General features: G+C 50.6%; 15 protein-coding genes and 1 pseudogene. 4 read left to right on the top strand and 12 right to left on the bottom strand.

Features of this window, described 5'->3' with window-relative positions; genetic code table 11:
- The 9 genes from Q0231_RS03255 to rpoZ all read right to left on the bottom strand — a co-directional run.
- The coding region (locus Q0231_RS03255) for a hypothetical protein (RefSeq protein ID WP_299345012.1) at positions 1-202 on the bottom strand (202 nt) is incomplete at its 3' end.
- The gene (locus tag Q0231_RS03250; protein WP_299345009.1) at positions 202-624 is read right to left on the bottom strand and encodes a hypothetical protein; all 423 of its coding nucleotides are present in this window, start codon (positions 622-624) and stop codon (positions 202-204) included. The genes Q0231_RS03255 and Q0231_RS03250, both read right to left, overlap by 1 nt.
- A 33-nt stretch (positions 625-657) precedes the next feature.
- Entirely contained in the window at positions 658-1404 is a 747-nt protein-coding gene (era, locus tag Q0231_RS03245; protein WP_299345006.1) for a GTPase Era, read from the bottom strand.
- Positions 1394-2104: a ribonuclease III gene (gene rnc, locus Q0231_RS03240; RefSeq protein WP_299345003.1), complete on the bottom strand. Its 711-nt coding sequence runs from the start codon at positions 2102-2104 to the stop codon at positions 1394-1396. Before rnc ends, era begins: the two co-directional genes overlap by 11 nt.
- Positions 2101-2877, bottom strand: coding sequence for a signal peptidase I (gene lepB / locus Q0231_RS03235; RefSeq protein WP_269392003.1), 777 nt, complete (start codon positions 2875-2877; stop codon positions 2101-2103). Before lepB ends, rnc begins: the two co-directional genes overlap by 4 nt.
- A 49-nt stretch (positions 2878-2926) precedes the next feature.
- Entirely contained in the window at positions 2927-3325 is a 399-nt protein-coding gene (acpS, locus tag Q0231_RS03230) for a holo-ACP synthase (protein WP_269392004.1), read from the bottom strand.
- Between the two features lie 12 nt (positions 3326-3337).
- Positions 3338-3922 (bottom strand): orotate phosphoribosyltransferase, encoded by a 585-nt coding sequence (gene pyrE / locus Q0231_RS03225; RefSeq protein ID WP_299344997.1) that lies wholly within the window; start codon positions 3920-3922, stop codon positions 3338-3340.
- Positions 3923-3925: 3 nt separating this feature from the next.
- Positions 3926-6205 carry a bifunctional (p)ppGpp synthetase/guanosine-3',5'-bis(diphosphate) 3'-pyrophosphohydrolase gene (locus Q0231_RS03220; RefSeq protein WP_269392006.1) on the bottom strand — a complete coding sequence of 760 codons (2280 nt, stop codon included), beginning with the start codon at positions 6203-6205 and terminating at the stop codon, positions 3926-3928.
- Positions 6206-6310: 105 nt separating this feature from the next.
- Positions 6311-6682: a DNA-directed RNA polymerase subunit omega gene (gene rpoZ, locus Q0231_RS03215; RefSeq protein ID WP_269392007.1), complete on the bottom strand. Its 372-nt coding sequence runs from the start codon at positions 6680-6682 to the stop codon at positions 6311-6313.
- 277 nt (positions 6683-6959) lie between these two features.
- Here rpoZ and Q0231_RS03210 point away from each other — a divergent pair, with 277 nt between their 5' ends.
- Both Q0231_RS03210 and Q0231_RS03205 read left to right on the top strand, forming a co-directional pair.
- A complete protein-coding gene (locus Q0231_RS03210) occupies positions 6960-7505 on the top strand; it encodes an NYN domain-containing protein (RefSeq protein WP_269392008.1) in 546 nt (181 codons plus the stop codon).
- 21 nt (positions 7506-7526) lie between these two features.
- Positions 7527-8174, top strand: coding sequence for a uracil-DNA glycosylase (locus Q0231_RS03205; RefSeq protein WP_299344992.1), 648 nt, complete (start codon positions 7527-7529; stop codon positions 8172-8174).
- 8 nt (positions 8175-8182) lie between these two features.
- On the opposite strand, the gene smpB is transcribed toward Q0231_RS03205, so the two are convergent.
- On the bottom strand, positions 8183-8665 hold the full coding sequence (smpB, locus tag Q0231_RS03200) for an SsrA-binding protein SmpB (RefSeq protein ID WP_269392010.1): 483 nt from the start codon (positions 8663-8665) through the stop codon (positions 8183-8185).
- Positions 8666-8671: 6 nt separating this feature from the next.
- Positions 8672-9547 carry a 4-hydroxy-tetrahydrodipicolinate synthase gene (gene dapA, locus Q0231_RS03195; RefSeq protein ID WP_299344986.1) on the bottom strand — a complete coding sequence of 292 codons (876 nt, stop codon included), beginning with the start codon at positions 9545-9547 and terminating at the stop codon, positions 8672-8674.
- 278 nt (positions 9548-9825) lie between these two features.
- On the opposite strand from dapA, the gene Q0231_RS03190 reads away from it, so the two are divergent.
- On the top strand, positions 9826-11862 hold the full coding sequence (locus Q0231_RS03190) for a lytic transglycosylase domain-containing protein (protein ID WP_299344983.1): 2037 nt from the start codon (positions 9826-9828) through the stop codon (positions 11860-11862).
- Positions 11863-11921: 59 nt separating this feature from the next.
- On the top strand, positions 11922-12845 hold the full coding sequence (locus Q0231_RS03185; RefSeq protein WP_299344980.1) for an alpha/beta hydrolase: 924 nt from the start codon (positions 11922-11924) through the stop codon (positions 12843-12845).
- A gap of 54 nt (positions 12846-12899) precedes the next feature.
- Here the strand turns inward: Q0231_RS03185 and Q0231_RS03180 are convergent.
- Positions 12900-13295, bottom strand: a pseudogene (locus tag Q0231_RS03180) (hypothetical protein); the annotation flags it as partial.

Below are 13295 nucleotides of genomic sequence, written 5' to 3'. Positions count from 1 at the left end.
GCGGTCCCGGCGTGTTCGATGCAATCTGGTCCTGCGTCATCCGGCCACGCGAGAGATCCACCGCCATGTTCGGCTGCATCGCTGCATTGCGGCCAGACGCGCCGCCGGCGATACGCTGAACTTCGGTCGATATCTGCGCCTGCGACATTGAGTCGGGAAACTCGATCTCACCGATGCCATCGATTTCGACGATCGTCGTCATTATTGCGGCTCCAACTGACCAGTCTGCGGGTTATACCGGAACCGCCGTGCACCGCCGCCAGGCGCGGCGCCTTCGGTGGCTGGCTCTTCTCGATCCATTGTGAAGTTCCGATCGGCTCGGATCAGCTCGCGCAGTTCATCGGCATTTTCCAACTCGATACCCTCCGCTGCCGCGGCCTGCAAGTCATGTAATGCCTGCGGGCGCTCACTCCACCCAAGCCGAGTCATCCCCTCTGCTACAGCACCAGAAGACACCAACACCAACTCAATACCCTGGGCTCGTAAAGCCGACATCTGTGCCGTCCAGTCAGCGATGGCCTCTAACGCCAAACCCTTACCACCGTTGGTCAATAACGCACTACCGATTTTCACTACCCAACGACGAGTTGCTGTTAGTTTTTTTCTTGCCGAAATCGATTCCATCTTTTGTTATCTTACCTTTAACCACACAAGTGACTAGCGCTCATAAACCACTTCGACATCATAATCGTCGTCGTCATCGTCAGCCTCACCGGCTTCCTTAGCCAATAAACGAGCCGCTTTTCGCTCAGCGGCCAGCTGCTGTATCCGCTCACGAGACTCAGCCTGCATTTGGTGCTGTTTTTCAGTTTCAGCATCGCGAAGCGATTCATCCTCTCGCTCGGCCTCATTGCATCGCTCAACATACTCCATAACCGCACCACAAATAGGCTCAACACCCAGTCGGCTAATCGCTGCAATTGAAAATACCGGCCCCTGCCAATTCAAGCCATCAATAATTTCTTGGCAGCGCTGCTCGCGCTGATCTTCAGGCAGCAAGTCAATTTTGTTGAGCACCAAGACCTTGCGTTGATTGTAGTTGGCGAGGCCCTCGATGAGCCGTTCAACTTCGTCAACAAGCCCGCGCTTTGCGTCAATGATCAGCGCAACCAAATCCGCATCGCCGACGCCGCTCCAAGCGGAATGGACCATAGCCCGGTCCAAACGACGTTTTGGCTTAAAAATGCCAGGGGTATCAACGAAGATTATTTGCTCTTTTTCAAGCGTAACAACGCCACGAACTTGTGCGCGGGTTGTTTGCGCTTTGTGCGTAACAATGGACACTTTGGTGCCCACTAGCGCATTAAGCAGCGTTGACTTGCCCGCGTTTGGCGCACCAACAAGCGCAACAAACCCGCACCTGGTGTCCTGCTGTTCTGTTTCATTGTCCTGACTATTCGTCATCTTCACTCCAAATGCCTTCGCGCACCAAAAACAGGCTCGCGGCTTCATGCTCGGCAAATTTCTTTGACTTCCCGCTTGATGAAGCAGGCTCGTGTTTGTCTATACGGACTTCAATTGTAAATTCTGGCGCGTGGTCTGGCCCGTTGCGGGCAACCTCCACATATTCGGGCAAACTCAAGCTGCGTGATTGTGCCCATTCCTGCAGACTGGTCTTTGCGTCGCCGCGGCCTTCGGTTCCTGCCTTTATGAATTTGGAGAACCGTTTTTCGATAAAGGCTCGCGCTGTCTCTAGTCCGCCATCAACATATAGCGCACCAATGATTGCTTCGCACACATCACCCAAAATGGCTTCTTTGCTCGCGCCGCCCGTTTTGGCTTCGCTTTGCCCCAGAATGAGCGCTGGTCCCACATCAAGCTTGCGGGCAACTTCGGCACAGCTTTCTTTGCGCACGACTGAGTTGAGCGCGCGGGACAGGCCACCTTCGTTGGCGCCCGTATTGTCGCGCAAAAGCCTATCGGCCACCACAAGGCCGAGCACCCGGTCACCCAAAAACTCAAGCCGTTGATATGAGTTTTGTGTGCGTCTTGTGGGCGCAACAGCACTGGAGTGCGTCACTGCCCTCTGCAACAAAGATGTATCTCTGAACTGGTAGCCAATTCTGGTTTCCAATTCGTCTAAGGCGTGGCTTTGCTTACTCATTGATAAACAGATTGGAACATGCGGTCGAGGCGGACATTACCCGGCCAGCGCCAGATCTGCCATGGATTGATATTATCTTTGATAGAGAAGAACCGGACTTCGGCTTTCCCAATGAAATTCTCCAAAGGCACATATCCCACAGAGCGCAGAACGCGGCTATCTGCTGAGCGATCGCGGTTGTCGCCCATCATAAAGTAGTGGCCGGCTGGGACTTTATATTCCGCTGTATTATCGAGCGCTTGATTATCTGAAATCTCTTGCACGATGTAACTTGAACCATTCGGCAAAGTTTCGCGATATTGAATAACCGGGATGGAAACACCGTAGCTGTCCGTATCGATAAGGGTTCCAACACGTTCTTTTTTGACCGCTGTGCCATTAATGTGTAGAACGCCATTTTTCATTTGAACCGTATCGCCGGGCAAGCCAACAACACGCTTCACGTAATCCACTGATTGGGGGACAGGACGGAAAACCGCAATTTCCCCCTGCTCTGGTGCGCGCCCAAAGAGGCGGCCGCTCATGGGAATAATCTCGAATGGGAACGAGTATTTGGAATAACCGTATGTGTATTTTGATGTGAGAATGTAATCGCCGATCAACAGATTTGACTGCAACGATGCCGTAGGAATAGAAAACGGTTGAAACAAGAAACTGCGAAAGACCAGCGCAATCAAAAGAGCTTGGAGCAAAACAACAACGGTTTCCCAAATCTCATTCTTGACCGTGGGCTGACCCTTTGCTTTTAGCTTTGAATCGCTTTTATCTGTCATTTTGTCCTACATTCTCGTCTTTGTTTGGCGTCTTATCGGCGCAAAACGCCTAAACTGCAATAGCTTCGATGATAACGAATGCCTGCGCCATGCCGTTATCATCTGTGATGGTGATGTGGATATGGGCATCATGGTTGTCAGGTACAAGTCGCTCTAGAGCTCGTCGGGCACCGTTTTCAAGTTGAATGGTTGGCTTTCCCGAGGGCAAATTGATTACGCCAATGTCTTTCCAAAAGACGCCACGCGACATGCCCGTGCCAAGCGCCTTAGCGCAGGCTTCTTTTGCGGCGAAACGTTTTGCATAACTTGCCGCGCGTTGTTTACGTCGATCAGATTTGGCACGTTCGATTTGTGTGAAACAGCGCTGCGTAAACCGCTCGCCGTGCCGCGCAAGTGTTTTTTCCACCCGCGCGATCTCACATATATCATTGCCCATGCCAATAATCACGTTTTGATGTTCCTACTTTAGGCCCCGGCTACCTGGCTTGACTGCCGGCAGCGCCGCCAATTCTGGTGGCAAATCATCTGGCGCATAGGCTGGCACTTTGAACCCCGTCAAAGCAACCAGCGGCACACCAACGTCCGCTTCGCCATCGGAGCGATCAACAAGACAAGCGGCGGCCACAACATCTGCGCCCAGTTCTTTTAAGCAATCCACGCACTCACGTATTGAAAGACCGGTTGATACGATGTCTTCAACAACGATTACTTTTTCGCCCGGTTGCACTTCAAAGCCACGGCGCAATTCAAACTTGCCATTTACGCGCTCGGTGAAAATGGCTGGTTTTTTAAGGTGACGGGAAGTCTCATAACCGGGAATAATACCGCCAATGGCCGGTGATACGATTTGCGAGACATCACCAAATCCTTGAGCAATGATTTTATCTGCAAGCGCTTTGCATAAGATTTCTGCTTTGTCGGCATGCATGAACACACGCTGCTTTTGCAGGAATGTGGGTGAACGCAGCCCTGACGATAGGATGAAATGTCCTTCCAAAATTGCCCCGCAAGAACGAAATACGTCAAGCACTTCTTCTTTGTTCATCCTCTACTCTCCTAGCTCAAGCTGTTGGTATTGTTTACTCATATTCTGCATAATCTCGGCTTCAGCGGACGAAGCCCTTACGGCTTTGGCCACCCCAACAATACGCATCAATGTGGCGGTTACATCATTTAGTTGGGTGATATCGGTTAACTCAAGTTCAAACAACATCTCGTTGAAATCTACCGCCGCGGACCGAGAAAGCAAGTTGGAGATGTTTGCCCCAGCTGCTGCGATTGCAGAGGTCACCTGAGCCAGAATGCCGGGTTTATTGACAGATTGCACGGCCAAAACCGCACGATATGCTGACCTATCATCGTCGGCTAGATCCCAAAGCACGTCGACCCAAAGCACCTCTTGCTCGTGATAAGCGAGCAATGCTTCGGAAACAATTGGATAGATTGTAAGCACTTTTTCGTTGGTTAGGATGCCAACCAAACGGTCCCCTGGCAACACGCCTTCTGGGGCGATGGTGACTGGTGTTGAAAAGTCCAGGTTTGAAAACGTCAACGCAACGCTGGCAGGTAGGTTTTGGCCACCGGGCACACGAAACTTAAACCCAACGCCTTCCGCCAACGAAAACCAACCGTCAGCAGACGTGCCCACGCGCAGATCGAAAGGCTTGCGTTTTTTGTCTTTTTCGGCGCCACGAATAATGTCGATTTGTTTAATCAATTCGTCACCTGCAACCGTTGCTTCGCCCAATGCAATATAGAGATTGCGCAAATTGCTGACATGCGTTGCAGCAAGCAATTTGTCTGTTTCATTTTTGTCGAGCACGATGGCTTCCCGCTCGAGAATTGCTTCAAATATCTGCTGACCCAGCAAATAGGCGCGTTCTTGAGATGCGTGCCGCAAGGACTTGCGAATAGCCGCGCGCGCTTTGCCGGTAATGGCGATGTTTTCCCAGTTCGGCGGCGGGGTGTGGTCTGGATCGCGCACAATTTCAACTTCGTCACCATTGCGAAGCTGGGTGTTGAGCGGCATCACGGTGCCGTTGATTTTACAGCCAACGCATGTTTCGCCAATGTCAGTATGCACCGCATAGGCAAAGTCAATGGAAGTGGCACCGCGTGGCAAGGCAATCAAGCGTCCGCGGGGGGTAAAACAGAACACTTGATCTTGGAACAATTCCAGCTTTGTGTGCTCAAGGAATTCTTCAGGATTATCGCCCTCAGTCAAATGGGCAATCGTTGACCGCAGCCAGCCGTATGCACGGCTTTCCTTTTCAAGTCGGCTCATGTCGCCTGAAATGCCCTCTTTATATAAAGCATGGGCAGCGATGCCGAGTTCTGCGACCCGGTGCATTGCTTTTGTGCGAATTTGCAGTTCAACCCGCTGTCGGCTCGGGCCTACAATTGTTGTATGAATAGAGCGATAGTCGTTTTGTTTTGGGGTAGAGATGTAGTCTTTGAACCGCCCTGGCACGACAGACCATGTGGTGTGCACAACACCTAGCGTTTGATAGCATTTTGCTACATCGTCAACGACGACCCGAAATCCGATAATATCTGAGAGTTGCTCAAGGCCAATGGACTTGCGTTCCATTTTTCTGAAGATCGAGAACGGCGCTTTTAGACGCGTAGAGACATCAGCGAGAATACCTTCTTCGACAAAACGCGCCGCAAGCTCAAGACGGATCTCGTCAACAACTTTGCGATTCTCTTCTTCATAGTCTGCAAGGCGGTCGGAAATTGCTGCGTAATGTTCGGGATGAAGCGTTTTGAAAGACAGATCTTCCAGTTCAGAACGCATGTCTTGCATCCCCATGCGCCCAGCAAGTGGCGCATAGATTTCCATTGTTTCTTGCGCGATGCGACGCCGTTTGTGCTCCGGCACAAAATCAAGCGTGCGCATATTGTGCAAGCGGTCCGCCAATTTGACCAACAATACCCGCACGTCTTCTGAAATAGCGAGCAGCAGTTTGCGTAGGTTTTCAGCTTGAGCTTCTTGGCGTGACGTTAGATTCAGTCGATCAATTTTGGTTAAGCCGTCAACAATCGCGCCAATTTCATGCCCAAAGAGCTGATCGATTTCAGCTCGCGTCGCGTCTGTGTCTTCAATTGTATCGTGAAGAAGCGCCACGGCAATCGTTGCATCATCAAGATGCAGCTTTGTTAGAATTGCGGCAACTTCCAAAGGGTGGGCGAAATAGGGGTCACCAGACGCGCGGAATTGGGATCCATGCTTGCGCATACCATAGACATAGGCCTTGTTTAAAAGGGCCTCGTCAGCGTTCGGATTGTAAGCTTGTACGAGCTCGACCAGCTCATATTGACGCATCATGGGGCTTTGCGCTGCTCCGGTTGTTTGGCAAGTGGAGTATATTCACGAAAAAGGCGCCGAAATCGACGCCTTGAATCTAGCTGTAAGTCGGTATCTTGTGCAAGATCAATCGTCGCGCCGCTCTGGTGGAGCAAGGCCTTCGATGCCGCGCAGCAATTCTTCTTCGCTCATTGTGTCAAAGACCATGCCGTCGTCATCATCGCCGCGACTTTCAATCATTGGCGCTGTTTCTGGTTCTGGCTCATCAACTTCAACATATTTTTGAAGTGAGTGAATCAGGTCCTCTTTGAGGTCACCAGGTGAGATCGTTCCATCGCCAATTTCACGCAACGCAACAACTGGGTTTTTATCATTGTCCCGATCAACTGTGATCGGTGAACCTGATGAAACCAAACGTGCGCGGTGTGACGCAAGCAATACCAATTCGAACCGATTTGGAATTTTTTCGATGCAATCTTCAACTGTGACGCGTGCCAAAGTGGGTTCTCCAGAACTAAATGTATAGACGGGTGTGCTTACAACAAAGGGAAATTGATTACAAGAGGCTAATTATCTCTGCATTGTTCAATGATTCGTCATCGACTCACTCATACGAATTGATCTAAGAAGTGCACAGAACCAAAGTAGTGTGATTTGCGTATTAAAACTGGTAAACTTTGCGGAGTGCGAGCTTATACCGAATCATATGGTAATATTATGTCAAAAGTGACAAGCTAATATTGCTTGTTGACGCAGAGTAAGGCAAATTTGCTTAATGTTTGATCCGAGTGAAAAAATTGTCCTGTTTATGGACGGTGCCAATCTTTATGCCACCGCAAAGGCATTGGGCGCAGAGTTAGATTATCGTCGTATGCTGGCTGAATTCCAGAGCCAAGCTTACCTTCTTCGTGCTTATTATTATACAGCGCTTGTTGAAGACCAAGAATATTCATCCATTCGCCCCCTTATCGATTGGTTGGATTACAACGGTTATACGGTTGTCACGAAGCCCGCCAAGGAATTTGTGGACTTTCAAGGTCGGCGCAAAATCAAAGGCAATATGGACATCGAAATTACCATCGATGCTCTAGAATTGTCAGATCACTATGACCACCTGGTGTTGTTCTCCGGAGACGGTGACTTTACAGCCCTTGTTGCTGCACTGCAGAAACGCGGCAAAAAAGTGACTGTTGTTTCCACGAAAGCAACCGCATCGCCGATGATCTCAGATGATCTTCGTCGCCAAGCGGACTATTTCATGGATATTGCTGACTTGGCAAAATCTGTTGGTCGCGACACCACAAGCGAGTCTTCTAGCTAAGACACGCCGAATTCAGGTTGTATGAGAAAATTGCAAGATACGGATCCGCCACTGGACTGCCCCTTATGCCCGCGGCTGGTTTCGTATCTTAATGACGCGCGTCAAAAATACCCTGACTGGCACAATGCTCCTGTGCCAAATTGGAGCGCCCCCTCACCTCGACTGATGATTGTTGGATTGGCTCCCGGTCTTAAAGGAGCCAACCGAACCGGTCGTCCGTTTACCGGCGACTGGGCGGGTGACTTGCTTTACCAAACACTGGTGAAATTTGATTTTGCCAAAGGTAATTACGGCAAATCGCGTGAAGACGGTTTAGAACTTACCGATGCGATAATCGTGAACGCCGTGCGTTGCGTGCCGCCCGAGAACAAGCCAATAGGCGCAGAAATCAACAATTGCCGCCCGTTCTTGCGCGCAACTGTGGAGCAAACCACATCTGTTCAGTGCGTTGTGGCGCTTGGTGGCATTGCGCATAATTCCTTTTTGACCTTGTTTGATGTCAAAAAGAAAGACTTCCCGTTTGGGCACGGCAACGAACATCAGCTGCCCAACGGCACTTTGCTCATCGATAGCTATCATTGCTCGCGCTACAACACGAACACAGGTCGTTTGACCGAAGAGATGTTTGAAAACATCTTTGCACGGGTCAGAGAGATCGTGGGGAAGTAAAGCGCCGTCTAGCCGTGGTCTTTCATTACGCGCGACTTTTGGCGCGCCCAATCCCGATCACGCTCAGTCTGGCGTTTGTCGTGAGACTTTTTACCTTTGCCCAAGCCAATCAGTATTTTGGCCCGACCGCGCTCGTTGAAATAGAGTTTTAGCGGCACAATGGTATTGCCGTGCTTTTCCACAGCGCCCATTAAGCGGTTCATTTCTCTTTTCGACAAGAGAAGTTTGCGTTTGCGGCGTTCATTGTGGTTGAAACGATTGGCCTGCAAATATTCAGGGATGTGAGCATTGATCAGCCAGATTTCGCCATTTTCTGGCGTAGCGTAGGCTTCTGTGATTTGGGCTTTGCCAACACGCAGTGATTTGACCTCAGTGCCTTCGAGCACCAACCCTGCCTCAACAGTATCCAGAATTTCATAATCATAGCGGGCTCTGCGGTTTTCAGCCACCAAACCCGATATTGCTTTGTCTTTGACTTTTTTTGCGGCCATTTGGACCTACACTAGCCCCGCATGTGCAAGCGCTGCGTCCACAGTTGCTTTTGTGCTGGCCGAGATGGATGTCAGCGGCAGGCGAACATCGGCTTCGCAAAGCCCCAAACGCGATGCCACATATTTAACGGGCACAGGATTTGGATCTTTAAACAATGCGGTGTGCAATGGCGCCAGCTTGTCTTGAACTGCCAATGCTTTGGCAAAATCGCCCGACAGCGATGCTTCTTGCATTTCATTGCAAAGTTTGGGCGCGATATTCGAGGTGACCGAGATACAGCCCTGCCCGCCATGTGCGTTGTAACCAAGCGCAGAAATGTCTTCACCCGACAAATGGATAAAATCATCATCCAAGTAATGGCGTTGCAATGACATGCGGGCCATATCGGCTGTTGCGTCTTTTACACCGACAATGTTTGGACAGGCTTCACGCAATCGCACCATGGTGTCGATATTGATATCAACAATCGAACGGCCTGGAATGTTGTACAAGAACATTGGCAAGTCGGTCGCGTTGGCGATCGCAGAAAAATGCGCGAACAGACCATCTTGGTTTGGCTTATTATAATAGGGCGATACTGACAGGATGGCATCGGCGCCGACTTTTTGCGCAAATTGGGCGAAGCCAATTGCCTCTTGAGTTGAATTTGACCCAGCGCCGGCGATCACCGGCACCCGTTTGTTTGCAGTTTCTACACAGATCTCAATTACGCGTTCGTGCTCGGCGTGGCTGACTGTTGGAGACTCACCGGTGGTGCCAACAGGCACCAATCCCTTAGTTCCTTCAGAAATTTGCCAATCAACAAAACGAGAAAACGCAGATTCATCAACTACACCATCGCGAAATGGCGTGATCAACGCTGTAATAGAACCACGAAACATCGAAGTTTCCCTTCTCACTCAAATCAATACGCACTGTTGACAACATGTTGTCGTCAAAAGGTCAAATAATTTCCGCAATTTGAACCTGAAAGTGCCGAAGTTGTTGAACATAATGTCAGTTGATTATGGCCGCAAGTCGGCAATGGTGAAAATGGGACGTTTGTGCGCAGGCTTTAAACTGATCATTCACCTTAATGAATTATGTTCGGATATTGATTGTGTTCAGGGGGCTTCACAATCATTGAGTTTTGTTTTGCGTACACATTATGGATCATTAAATGCCCAGACCGGTTCCAACATTTTCAAAAAGCTTTCTGCGCGCTTTCGCAGCGCTCACCTGTGCCGCTTCGCTTTCGCAACACGCACCAGCTTTCGCGCAACAGCAAATCGACAACACAGTTACAAGCTCCATTGGCAACACCAGCCAAACTACAAGTAAAAAAGGTAGCCAACGCTTCCAAAACGCCCTCGCCGCCTTGAGCAAGGGCGACTTTGTTGAAGCTTACGGCGCGGCGCGCAGCATCGACAATGACGTTGAGCGCCGGGCCATCCAGTGGGCGGCCATTTTTTTTGGCAATGGCAAGGTTGATCACGATACCGTGTTGCGCTTTCAAGAAGACGCTCCACACTTTGCAACGGTCAAAACCTACAAAATCCGCATGGAACAGGCGCTGACCAGCAGCCCAGCAGATTCAAAAACCACAATCGCGCTTTTGGGCGGTTCAATGCCCAATACCTTGGATGCTCAAATCGCCCTTGCAGACGCATATGTGCAAGATGGCCAAGTTGAGCGTGCCGGTCGGATTATTAAATCGGTATGGGTCAATAATTTTTTGACGCGCGAAGTCGAAGATGATTTGAAGGCGCGCTATGGGCGGTTGCTGACGCGAGACGATCATTGGTCCCGTGCCCTACGTTTGTTGATGCACGACCGCGCCAGCGGTGCTGAGCGAATAATGGACCAGTTGACCAGCGCCCAGCGCAGCCTTGTGGTCGCGCGCGTTGCTGTTTCGCGCAAACAACAGAATGCGGCAAGCTTGTTGGATCGGGTTGATCCAAGTTTGCGCAATCACCCTTTGTTTTACTTTGCGAACGCTCAACGGTTACGGCAAAATGGTGCCATTAGCGCGGCTGTGGCTGAACTGAACAAAGCCACGGGTACCCTACCTCAGGCGCAATTGTGGTGGTACGAGCGTCGTTTGCTGACACGCCAGCTATTGGCCGTCGGGAAACCTGAAACAGCCTATCTTGCATCTGCGGGATACACCAATGGCCCTGAAGGGCGACTGGTTGACGCCAGTTTTCACGCAGGTTGGATCGCATTAGAATTTTTGGGTCAAGCCGACGTAGCGGTAAGACACTTCAAAAAAATGGCCAGCATGTCAACGCTGGCAACAAGTGCATCCAAGTCACACTATTGGTTGGGCCGTGCCTATGCAAAACTGGGCGATCAGGGGCAATCAACTGCCCACTTCCAGCAAGCGGCGATGTTTAATCAGTATTACTATGGGCAGCTAGCGATGGTTCGGTTGGGCAAAGAAACAGTATCGTTGCGCAGTATGCCCAGTTGGCAGCAAAGCGAGGCAGCGTTCAATCAACGCGAGATTGTGCGGGCCATTCGGCTGTTTGAAGCCAACAAAGCATTTGAGTTTGCCCGCCCGCTCACAACTCGACTGATTTATCAGGTCAAGGACGCCGGGGAAATGCTTCTAACGGCGCGGTTGGCGCAGGACATCGATGCCCACGATTTAGCCATTCAAATGTCGGATGTGGCGAATAGTCGTGGTGTTGGACTTGATCTCTTCGCGTTCCCAAAAGACGGTTTGCCACGGCACAAACTCGCTGATGTCGACAATGCGGCGATTTATGCAATTGCCCGACAAGAAAGCAAATTCAATCGCACAGCAATCAGCCACGCTGGCGCACGGGGCCTCATGCAGCTTATGCCAGGCACAGCCAAGGAAACCGCTGGAAAACTAGGCCTATCCTATTCGCCCTCAAAACTGACAAGTGATCCAGCCTACAATGCATTGCTTGGTTCAACTTACCTAAAGGCCCAGCTAAAGCGCTATGATGGTTCACTGGTCCTTGCGGCTGCGGCATACAATGGCGGCGCTGGAAATGTAAACAAGTGGCTCAAAGCATATGGCGACCCGAGGTCTGCCAATGTTGATCCTGTGGTTTGGATTGAGCTCATTCCTTTCACCGAAACGCGTGGTTATGTGCAAAAAGTGTTGGCCAATTATCAAATTTACAAACTGCGTCTTGGCGACAATCGATTGCAGATGGCCAAGTTTCTGCGCACCATTGACTAACCAGTGGCCGCAAGGTTCTTAACTGTTCACTTGTCTCATTTGTTGATATATCGGGTTTCATGGATCTAGATCTAGCAGTTCGGAACGAGCACGCGACATCGCGCATGATCAGCGTGCGCAATGGATCGCGAAAAATCGCGGTGCGCATGTGCGGCGATTTCGACGATGCTTCGCGTCTGCCGATTGTTTGCATTTCTGGCTATCATCGTAATATGAGCGATTTCTTTGCCTTTGCCGAGAAATTCTCTGAGTTTTCGCAAAAAAACTGGCCAATCGTTCGGGTAGACTTGCTGGGCCGAGGAGAAGCGTCATACGCGCCAAAGGCCGATGAATACTCAACATTAGACGATGCGTCTGATATGGTAGAAATGTGCCGTGCATTGGGCATTCACAAAGCAATATGGTTCGGGCAGTCCCACGGTGGGCAGGTCATTATGGCCCTTGGTGCTAAAAACCCGATGCTCATTGCAGCATCGATCCTTTGCGATGCGGGCGCCTTGATCAGCGCACAAGGTCTTGTTCGGCTCCGCAACAATTTGAAATTTCTCGCAAAAATTCGCAACCATGAAGATGCATTGCATGCCATGCGACAAATTTTGGGTGCAGACTATCCCTCTTTGGGCGCAGGGAAACTAGACAGCATTAGTGGGCGCACACACACTTGGGACAAAAAACGGCGTCGATTGGTCCCCCGGTTTGACTGGCGCTTGATGGAACGATTGGACGCATTCGACAATGATGACGTGCTTAATGCCAATTGGGAAATGTTTGACAGTTTAGGCCAGGTGCCCCTGTTGATGATGCGCACCAGAAACACAGACCTGTTACGGGCGGATGTATATCAACGAATGCTTACCCGGCGTCCAGATGCTATTTCGCTGGAAATTGAGGGCGAAGGCTCGCCTGCGTTGCTTGAAAACTCAGAGGAAATGGGCGCCATCGCAGAATTCGTGATGCACACAAACAGCAATATGCTAAAATAATAGAAGCCGAAACGAGAGGTTTCGGCTTCACAAAACAATCCTCAACGAAAAGCCCTATTTGCCCTTAGCCAACGCCTTGGCTTGCGCGATCCATTTCTCACGATCAATGCGCCCTTTAAAAGACAATTCGGCGTCGATCCACTTCACCTCTTTGCGCCCCCATGAAGCAACCTGATCAAAATGGTAAATGCCCATTCCATTGAGGATGCCTTCAATTTTTGGGCCGATGCCTTTGATGTTTTTCAGGTCATCTTTCTGACCGCCTCGCGGCGTAGCCAAGGTTTCTGGCTTGCCGTCAGCTGCAGCTGGTGCCTTTGATGCCGCCTTCGCGGCCGCTGGCTTGCGGGTAGCAGGTTTTGCGGCAGCCGTTTTGGACGTTGTCGTTTTCGCGGGCGCCGCGCGCTTGGTCGCTGTTTTTTTCGCTGCGGGTTTTGCCGCTGTTTTGGTTTG

It is taken from the genome of uncultured Maritalea sp. (genome assembly GCF_937139385.1).
In the GTDB taxonomy this organism is placed as follows: domain Bacteria; phylum Pseudomonadota; class Alphaproteobacteria; order Rhizobiales; family Devosiaceae; genus Maritalea; species Maritalea porphyrae_A.
This window is presented reverse-complemented; position numbering and strand designations above follow the sequence as displayed.

Excerpts from the sequence above, each read along its gene's own strand:
- Q0231_RS03250 (WP_299345009.1), bottom strand. The coding sequence starts at position 624 with ATGGAATCGATTTCGGCAAGAAAAAAACTAACAGCAACTCGTCGTTGG.
- era (WP_299345006.1), bottom strand. The coding sequence starts at position 1,404 with ATGACGAATAGTCAGGACAATGAAACAGAACAGCAGGACACCAGGTGC.
- rnc (WP_299345003.1), bottom strand. The coding sequence starts at position 2,104 with ATGAGTAAGCAAAGCCACGCCTTAGACGAATTGGAAACCAGAATTGGC.
- lepB (WP_269392003.1), bottom strand. The coding sequence starts at position 2,877 with ATGACAGATAAAAGCGATTCAAAGCTAAAAGCAAAGGGTCAGCCCACG.
- pyrE (WP_299344997.1), bottom strand. The coding sequence starts at position 3,922 with ATGAACAAAGAAGAAGTGCTTGACGTATTTCGTTCTTGCGGGGCAATT.
- Q0231_RS03220 (WP_269392006.1), bottom strand. The coding sequence starts at position 6,205 with ATGATGCGTCAATATGAGCTGGTCGAGCTCGTACAAGCTTACAATCCG.
- Q0231_RS03210 (WP_269392008.1), top strand. The coding sequence starts at position 6,960 with ATGTTTGATCCGAGTGAAAAAATTGTCCTGTTTATGGACGGTGCCAAT.
- Q0231_RS03205 (WP_299344992.1), top strand. The coding sequence starts at position 7,527 with ATGAGAAAATTGCAAGATACGGATCCGCCACTGGACTGCCCCTTATGC.
- smpB (WP_269392010.1), bottom strand. The coding sequence starts at position 8,665 with ATGGCCGCAAAAAAAGTCAAAGACAAAGCAATATCGGGTTTGGTGGCT.
- dapA (WP_299344986.1), bottom strand. The coding sequence starts at position 9,547 with ATGTTTCGTGGTTCTATTACAGCGTTGATCACGCCATTTCGCGATGGT.
- Q0231_RS03190 (WP_299344983.1), top strand. The coding sequence starts at position 9,826 with ATGCCCAGACCGGTTCCAACATTTTCAAAAAGCTTTCTGCGCGCTTTC.
- Q0231_RS03185 (WP_299344980.1), top strand. The coding sequence starts at position 11,922 with ATGGATCTAGATCTAGCAGTTCGGAACGAGCACGCGACATCGCGCATG.